The following is a 7,039-nucleotide window of genomic DNA, read 5'->3' on the forward strand; positions in this document are numbered from 1 at the left end:
TCAGGACTTGGGTCATGGTTCTATCATAACTTCCGCATTCCTCCCGACACTGACCCTACGGGTACAGTGCGGGGCTCCTGCGATTTCTAGCTGACGCTGCGAAACTTCGGGTCTTTGCTCTCTCGAAAGGCCAGCCCTGCCTCTTGAATGGCGTTCCGCTTGAGGTGGCAGGGATCCTCTTTCACCCACTGCGGCAGGTCAGTGCAGGATGATGTCCCCCAGCTTTCTGGCTGTTTTTGGAGCCCCCTGCTATCGCGAACGGCACAGCCGGTCTTTGTGGGCAACCACAAACGTATGCAAGCAGACACCAAAGTAATGGCCGGATTAGAGTCAGGCCCCTCTAGCGGGCCAGGTACCGTTCCAAGCGTCCCTGGAAAAATGACAAGATCAACGTCAGCAGCCAGTACCACAGCGCTGCCACCACCAAAGCCTCGAAGAAGTGCTGGCGCGGCAAACCTGCCTGTCGAGCCCGGCCCATCAACTCCTGCAAAGCAATGGCACTGGCCAGGGCAGTGTCTTTCTGCATGGCGATGAATTGGTTGCCAATGTCCGGTAAGACAATTCGAAAAGCTTGCGGCAGAACAATGCACCATAGGGTTTGCCAGGGCTTAAGCCCCAGGGCATAGGCAGCTTCCCGCTGCCCAATGGGAATGGCTTGGATCCCGGCCCGGAAGATCTCGCTCATGTAGGCGCCATAGTTCAGGCTCAAGGCCAGCACCGCCGAAGTAAACGAGCCGAACACCAGACCCAGTTGCGGCAAAGCCTGGTAGATAAACAAAAACTGCAGAAATAGAGGTGTGCCCCGCATCAACGAGACATAGAGAGCGGAGAGGCTGCTCAGAGGGGCAATCTGGGAGAGGCCCGCCAGTGCCGACAAAAAGGCCAAGGTGGTGGCACAGAGGATGGAGACCAAGGACAGTTGAAAAGTAGTGCCCACCCCTTGCGAGATGAACCACCACCACTCGCGCACAAAGTTGCCGTTGAGACGCAAGGTACGGATGGGGATCCCGGCCAACTCCAACTGTACCCCGCTGAAGGTGAACACCAACAACAGCAGCCACAAAACCAACCACAACCCCTGGGCCACCGGGAACGGGATCCCTTTTCGAACCCGAGGCGGTGGGTAAATGGGCTGCTCCAGTGGGATAGAGTCTTTGCTCACTCAGCTTTTTTCGTCAGATCAATGCCGTAATACCGCTTCGAGAGGGCTGTTAGCGTGCCGTCGGCGTGCATGGATTCTAAGATTTCGTTAATTTTGGCTTGCAAGCTCTCGGAAGGGGCAGGGCTGGAGCGATCCAAGGCCACAGCCAAGGCTTCGTAGTAGACTGGATTCCCCAGAGTTTTCAGGGGCAGTCCTTCCCGAATGGCGTTTTCAGCCGTCGGCAAAGCTGTCAAGACTGCATCCAGGCGGGTGCCATCCCCCAGTGCCAAATCCTGCAGAGCCAGGCTATCGGTGTCGTAGATGCGAATGTCCACCCGCGGGGCTGGAACTTGGATGGTCTCTCCTTCCAGGGTGAGGTTGCCCTCCAGGTAGGCTTGATAGGTGGTGGCGGTGCCCACCCCAACTCGCTTTCCTTCCAAAGCGGCGATATCGGTCAGGGTCAAGGCTTGGTGGACCACGAAGCTGGCGGGGGTGTAGTAGTAGGGAATGGTAAACAGCAGAGCTTTCTGGCGTTCGGCAGTTACGGTCATGGAGCCGACATTGACATCCCAGCGGCCATTCCAAGATCCGGCGGTGATGACATCAAAGTTGATATCCAAAAACTCAGCCTTTACCCCCAAGCGCTTGGCGATCTCGCGCGCCACATCCACGTCAAATCCTTCCCAACTGCCGTCGGGATTGAGGTAGCTCTGAGGCCGGTAATTGGAGTCGGTGGAAACCCGGAGCACCCCCCGCTCTTGAACTTGAGCCAACAAATCGCTACCTTGGGCCAGCAGGGATCCCTGGTGTGTGCCTAGAGCCCAGCATCCGGCCAGGGTCAAGAAAAGGGCTTGTAGGGATCGGCGTCGAGAAACAGACATCGGCAAAACCTCAGATGAAGGTGAAGGGCAAACCCATTGGAATCCATCCAAGCTATCCAAGGCTGTCACAATTCCCGTTGCAAGGTAGTATCACCTGACACTGCCGCTTTGGGTGGCTATTCCCGACTGGGGCGAGCGGGTCGCAATTCTCCAAACATGCTCTAAAAAAGGCAAATCAACTGTCTCAGGATTGAGCTTATGAATCCCAATTGAGATTGAAATATCTCCTCCAGAAAGGCATCCCCTGAGACTTGCGATCAAGACTCGTGCTGTGTTGCCCGGGGGGGCAATCCGTATCCCTCTGTGGGCAACGGAGAATCGACGTTCTGGGTAGCAGAAAACATTTGGCTCGACCCAATGGATCCCCCCTAGCAATTGGGCGGAGAGGATGTCAATATCTTTGGAAGAGAACGGGGTTGAGGGTGGTTATGCAAGCGGTGATCTTGGCGGGTGGGAAAGGAACTCGTTTACGGCCCTTTACCTTTTTGCAACCCAAGCCTTTGTTGCCCCTCCTGGATGTGCCCTTTTTGGAATGGCTGATCGGGCGCTGCCGCCGAGCCGGCTTGACGGATATTTTGCTCAGCGTGGGTTATCTGGGCCAACAAATTGAGGCTGCTCTGGGAGATGGCGCTGCTTTGGGGGTGAAGCTCCGCTACATTCCCGAAGAGACGCCTTTGGATACGGCAGGAGCTTTGGTGCTGGCTCAGCCCTATTTCACTGGGGATCCCTTGGTGGTCTTCAATGCCGACATCCTCACGGATCTGGATTTGCAGGCGTTGATGCAATGTCATGTGCAGAGCAAGGCCATGGCCACCCTCACCCTCGCCCGCGTGGAAGATATCACCGCCTATGGCCTGGTGGAAGTTGGGGAAGGGGGCCAGATCCAATCTTTTCGGGAAAAACCCACCCCTGCAGAAGCCCTCACCCTCACCACCGACACGATCAACGCCGGCACCTATGTCTTGGATCCGGCCATTTTTAAAGACTACCCCAGTGGGGATCCCCTCAGCTTCGAGCGGCGTGTCTTCCCCGATTTGCTCAGGCAAGGGCACCGGCTGCAAGCTTATCTCCACACAGGCTACTGGCGGGATCTGGGCACGCCGGCCAGCTACTACCACGGCCAACTGGACATTCTTCTGGGCCGAATGACGGATTTTCCCCTGGAAGATGTGCAGCAACAGGCGCCGGGGATATGGGTGCACAAAACGGCTGAGATCCATCCCAGCGCTCAACTGCACGCCCCCTGCTACATCGGCGCCCACACCCGTTTGGGATCCCAAGCTCAGATTCCGGCAGGCACCATCCTCGGCAGCCACAGTTGGGTGAATGGATCCCTGCAGCCGGGAGCCTACGGGCCGAGAGTCCTGGTAGTGTAGGTTAAGTGCAAGTTAAGTCCACAACCATCCACGACAAAGCCATCAACAGATGGAGCTACCACAAACCGGGGAACGCTGGGATCCCTACCTTGCCTCTGTGGCTGCTCGCTTCAATCGGGAGCTGGAAATTCAACTGGGTCGGCCAGGTTGGCAACTTCCCCCAGACCTGGAGCAACTGCCTTTTTGGCAAGCCCAGCAGCGGGATCACCTGCAAGAACGCCTCGGGATCCCCTTTTGGCAACTGCGTGCCCCCAAAAAACGGGAAGCCTGTTTGGATTTGGGCTGTGGGGTAAGCTTCCTGACCTATCCCTGGAACGATTGGCAAGCCTACTTTTACGGCCATGAGCTGAGCGGTGAGATTGTGCGCTTTATTCGCTCGCGGGCACCCCAGCTTAACTCCAAGCTGTTCAAGTCAATGCAACAGGGATCCGCCCACCATTTGGAAAACTACGAGTCGGAGCAATTTGATCTGGCCATTGCCACCGGATTTTTGTACTACTACCCGATTGAGTACTTCGACGCGGTTTGGGCAGAGTTGATGCGAGTGTTGCGACCGGCTGCACCTGTGATTATTGAAGTGGTCAATCCCGACTCGGTGTGGGCGGAACAATGGGGCCTCATCGAGCTATTCAAAGGCACCGAACCGATTTTCACCCCCCTAACGGAGTGGGAGCGGCGCATCGCAGCCTTGGGGGGCAAAATTCAGAAACAGGCCAGTGGCGAACTGTTCACCACCTATTGGATTCAGCGCAGACCGTGATCTGCTCACAACCGGGAAAGTATCGGAGCATTCGGAGTAGTGGGGTAACCTTTAAGGCTGGGTACTAAGATTAAAAATAAGATAAAGATTAAGATTAAGAAGTGTGATCCCGGACAAGGGATCCACCGCCATCCATGCAAGCCTCCTCTCCCACCTTCCTCTTGGTTGATGGCTACAACATCATCGGAGCTTGGCCCACCCTGAGCCAGTTGGCGCGTCGCTCCCTGATGGAATTGGCCCGTCTGCGCTTGGTGGAATCTTTGGCCAACTATGTGGCCTTCCGGGGCTACCAGGCGACCGTGGTGTACGATGCCTACGCCCAACCCACTCCAGCCCGGCAAGAGCGCTCCCCTTCGGGTATCGAGATCCTGTATACCTCCTATGGCGAGACCGCCGACAGTTGTATTGAACGGCTGTGTGCCCAGTTGCAGAGGGATGGGTGTCGGGTACGGGTGGCTACCTCCGATCGTGTCCAGCAGTTGGTGATTGGCGGCTACAACGCCGAATGGGTCTCGGCAGAACAACTGTGGGATGAAGTGCAGCAGGCCCAGCAGCAGATCCGGCGCGTCCAACCAAAACGGCTATCGAGCAAGCGGGGCATTGATGCCTACTTGGATGCAGATACTCTCTCACGCCTAAATCGCTGGCGGCTGTCCGGCCAAGATCCCATGCGCTAAATGCCATCGTAGGGAACGGTGGGAGCTCCATACCAAAGATGCTCTTCATCTGGCGAGGCAGTGGGCAACTGCTCCTGTGAAGGATCCGCCGGAGCCAGCTCCCGCTCATCCACCAACACCAGCACCCGCACAACTCGATTTTTGGGCAATTGTTCCTGCGCCTTCATGGGCAAGATCAGTTGACCTTGGCTGTCGGTACGAGCCCAGAACTCATGCGCTTTCATGCTGTTTCCCAAAATCATGAGCCAATGAAGGGATCCCCAGGCCGGATCTTAGTGAGGATGATGAATGACCCCAGAAAGCTCCATCTGTTCTTCGTATTCAGATGAGTCGGAGAGGCTGGCCCAGCTTATAGTTATTTTGATTCAAACTAGGACACTCTAGGACACTGCGTCAGGGTTGTGGAGCAATAGCGTTGCGGAGCAATAATGCGCGGGGCTAGAGGGCTTGTCTCAGCAGCCCAGGCATCTCACCTAACCTGAAACGGCCATAAGCTCCCACAGCATCTCGGATAAGCTTGCCTCAACAAATCTCAAAAGCTGCTGGCAGGTAGTCAACCAAAGCATAGCTTACCCCTTCCCTGGAGGCCCGACGTTCTATCAGCGCAACATCAAAACGGCAGGACAACTCGGAGAGGTGGGGATGCTGGCTCAAGAAGGCCTGGGCAGCCCGGATCAAGCGTCGCTGCTTAGGGATCCCAACCGCCAAAAGCCCGCCTCGATCCCAGCTACCGGGGCTACGGGTTTTCACCTCTACGAAAATCAGCACATCAGCTTTGTGGGCAACTAGATCCAGCTCGCCCCAAGGGCAGCGCCACCGCTGGGCCAGGATCTGCCAGCCCTGCTGACAGAGATATTGCCGCACCCAGCCCTCGCCGACGTTGCCTGTATTCTGGAGGGAAGCCCTTCTGGGCAAGGGATCCATAAAAAAATCACCAGCGCCCGGCTCTAATGAGCAGATCCATTGCCGTGATACTTGTCGGTGTCGTAAAAGCCGTTGCGGGTGCCGAAGTAGAAACTTGCCAGAGAGAGGACAAGAGCAACCCCCACCAAGACTAACTTTGCATCCACGTGGTTTTCCCCTGATTTTCTCCTCAACCGTGATCATAATAGCCTGCCGCTCCTTCACAATCCTCTGGTAAGCGATGCGCGGCACTGATATCGGCCAAGGCACAGCAAGTCTTGGGGGATCTCATTGGAGAGCTTTTCTTGAATGCTTGAATGAATGACTCCCACTGGGAGCTCAGCATGCTACCATTCAGACGGAAAGGGAGTAGTCAGGCGGCTTACCGCCCTCTGCATCGACATACTGGCTAAAAACAGCCCGGTGCAAGAGACAAAGCAAGCCCGGCAGGCTGCTTTGGTGACGAGACTTTCACTGAGTTCACGCGGAGGTGAGCTTGGTGAGTCCGTCTGACTTTCCCAGCCTTCACCTCTAGGTGTGAACCGATTCCACACACAAGAGAGGTTGGAGGCTAGAAAATGTGGGCCGGTTTTTTATCGAGTTTGCTGCTGGTGACGGTAGCGGAATTTGGGGACAAAACCTTTTTTACCCCCTTGATTTTGGCGATGCGCCACCCACGCCGCTGGGTTTTTCTGGGGACATGGCTGGCTTTAGCGATGATGAACCTGCTAGCGGTAGGAACCGGGCAAGTGCTTTTTAAGCTACTGCCACCCTTGGGCGTGCGGGTGCTATCGGCTGGGGTTTTCGCCGTTTTTGGCTTGAGAATGCTCTGGCAAGCGTGCAGAATGCCACCTCAACAGGCATTACCAGAAGAAGAGGAAGCCCTCAGACAAGTGATGCAGGCAGAAGCAAAAGGAGTTGGCCGCGGGGGGGTTAGGGCCATCGTCTGGGAAGCCTTTAGTTTGATCGCCCTAGCCGAGTTCGGGGATAAAACCCAGATTGCTACCGTTTCCCTAGCCGCCACCCATCCGGGATTCAGTGTCTGGGCGGGGGCAACCCTGGGTCATGGTCTGATGGTGGGGCTGGCGGTGGTGGGAGGTCGTTTTTTAGCAGCTCACATCTCTGAACGCGCCGTGCATTGGGTGGGGGGCGGCTTATTTCTGGTGTTTGCGTTGCTGACCGGTTGGGAGTTGGCAGGATGAGGGATCAGCTAGAAATCGCAGGAGCCCCGCACTGTACCCGTAGGGTCAGTGCCGGGAGGAATGCGCTTTGATGAAGTACAATGGACTTATGAGCCAAGT

General features: G+C 56.2%; 9 protein-coding genes and 1 pseudogene. 4 read left to right on the forward strand and 6 right to left on the reverse strand.

What is annotated here, in order from left to right; translation table 11 throughout:
- Nucleotides 1-92: 92 nt before the first annotated feature.
- From ACVWXW_RS14120 to ACVWXW_RS14130, 3 genes and pseudogenes are all read right to left on the reverse strand, one after another.
- Nucleotides 93-246 (reverse strand): annotated as a pseudogene (locus ACVWXW_RS14120) (RNA-guided endonuclease InsQ/TnpB family protein); the annotation flags it as partial.
- Between the two features lie 94 nt (nt 247-340).
- Nucleotides 341-1,162, reverse strand: a complete 822-nt coding sequence (locus ACVWXW_RS14125; protein ID WP_414383569.1) for an amino acid ABC transporter permease — start codon at nt 1,160-1,162, stop codon at nt 341-343.
- Complete coding sequence (locus ACVWXW_RS14130) at nt 1,159-2,022, reverse strand: ABC transporter substrate-binding protein (protein ID WP_457404340.1); 864 nt, start codon at nt 2,020-2,022, stop codon at nt 1,159-1,161. The genes ACVWXW_RS14125 and ACVWXW_RS14130 overlap by 4 nt, the downstream gene beginning before the upstream one ends.
- 428 nt (nt 2,023-2,450) lie before the next feature.
- On the opposite strand from ACVWXW_RS14130, the gene ACVWXW_RS14135 reads away from it, so the two are divergent.
- The 3 genes from ACVWXW_RS14135 (at nt 2,451) to ACVWXW_RS14145 (ending at nt 4,835) form a co-directional block, all read left to right on the forward strand.
- Nucleotides 2,451-3,398 (forward strand): sugar phosphate nucleotidyltransferase, encoded by a 948-nt coding sequence (locus tag ACVWXW_RS14135; protein ID WP_457393453.1) that lies wholly within the window; start codon nt 2,451-2,453, stop codon nt 3,396-3,398.
- A 49-nt stretch (nt 3,399-3,447) separates the two neighbouring features.
- Nucleotides 3,448-4,158 (forward strand): class I SAM-dependent methyltransferase, encoded by a 711-nt coding sequence (locus tag ACVWXW_RS14140; protein ID WP_414383573.1) that lies wholly within the window; start codon nt 3,448-3,450, stop codon nt 4,156-4,158.
- Nucleotides 4,159-4,292: 134 nt separating this feature from the next.
- Nucleotides 4,293-4,835 carry an NYN domain-containing protein gene (locus ACVWXW_RS14145; RefSeq protein ID WP_011429576.1) on the forward strand — a complete coding sequence of 181 codons (543 nt, stop codon included), beginning with the start codon at nt 4,293-4,295 and terminating at the stop codon, nt 4,833-4,835.
- Here the strand turns inward: ACVWXW_RS14145 and ACVWXW_RS14150 are convergent.
- The 3 genes from ACVWXW_RS14150 to ACVWXW_RS14160 form a co-directional block, all read right to left on the reverse strand.
- Entirely contained in the window at nt 4,832-5,059 is a 228-nt protein-coding gene (locus ACVWXW_RS14150; RefSeq protein WP_414352028.1) for a hypothetical protein, read from the reverse strand. The two genes, ACVWXW_RS14145 and ACVWXW_RS14150, sit on opposite strands and share 4 nt — an antisense overlap.
- A gap of 298 nt (nt 5,060-5,357) precedes the next feature.
- Nucleotides 5,358-5,759: a YraN family protein gene (locus tag ACVWXW_RS14155; protein ID WP_011433700.1), complete on the reverse strand. Its 402-nt coding sequence runs from the start codon at nt 5,757-5,759 to the stop codon at nt 5,358-5,360.
- Between the two features lie 23 nt (nt 5,760-5,782).
- The gene (locus ACVWXW_RS14160; protein WP_011429573.1) at nt 5,783-5,905 is read right to left on the reverse strand and encodes a hypothetical protein; all 123 of its coding nucleotides are present in this window, start codon (nt 5,903-5,905) and stop codon (nt 5,783-5,785) included.
- A gap of 411 nt (nt 5,906-6,316) precedes the next feature.
- On the opposite strand from ACVWXW_RS14160, the gene ACVWXW_RS14165 reads away from it, so the two are divergent.
- Nucleotides 6,317-6,940 (forward strand): TMEM165/GDT1 family protein, encoded by a 624-nt coding sequence (locus tag ACVWXW_RS14165; RefSeq protein WP_011433699.1) that lies wholly within the window; start codon nt 6,317-6,319, stop codon nt 6,938-6,940.
- Nucleotides 6,941-7,039: the final 99 nt, after the last annotated feature.

This window comes from Thermostichus sp. MS-CIW-30, from assembly GCF_054058015.1.

Bases quoted from the DNA above. Each gene is read 5' to 3' on its own strand.
- ACVWXW_RS14130 (WP_457404340.1), bottom strand. From the start codon at position 2,022: ATGTCTGTTTCTCGACGCCGATCCCTACAAGCCCTTTTCTTGACCCTG.
- ACVWXW_RS14135 (WP_457393453.1), top strand. From the start codon at position 2,451: ATGCAAGCGGTGATCTTGGCGGGTGGGAAAGGAACTCGTTTACGGCCC.
- ACVWXW_RS14140 (WP_414383573.1), top strand. From the start codon at position 3,448: ATGGAGCTACCACAAACCGGGGAACGCTGGGATCCCTACCTTGCCTCT.
- ACVWXW_RS14145 (WP_011429576.1), top strand. From the start codon at position 4,293: ATGCAAGCCTCCTCTCCCACCTTCCTCTTGGTTGATGGCTACAACATC.
- ACVWXW_RS14150 (WP_414352028.1), bottom strand. From the start codon at position 5,059: ATGAAAGCGCATGAGTTCTGGGCTCGTACCGACAGCCAAGGTCAACTG.
- ACVWXW_RS14155 (WP_011433700.1), bottom strand. From the start codon at position 5,759: ATGGATCCCTTGCCCAGAAGGGCTTCCCTCCAGAATACAGGCAACGTC.
- ACVWXW_RS14165 (WP_011433699.1), top strand. From the start codon at position 6,317: ATGTGGGCCGGTTTTTTATCGAGTTTGCTGCTGGTGACGGTAGCGGAA.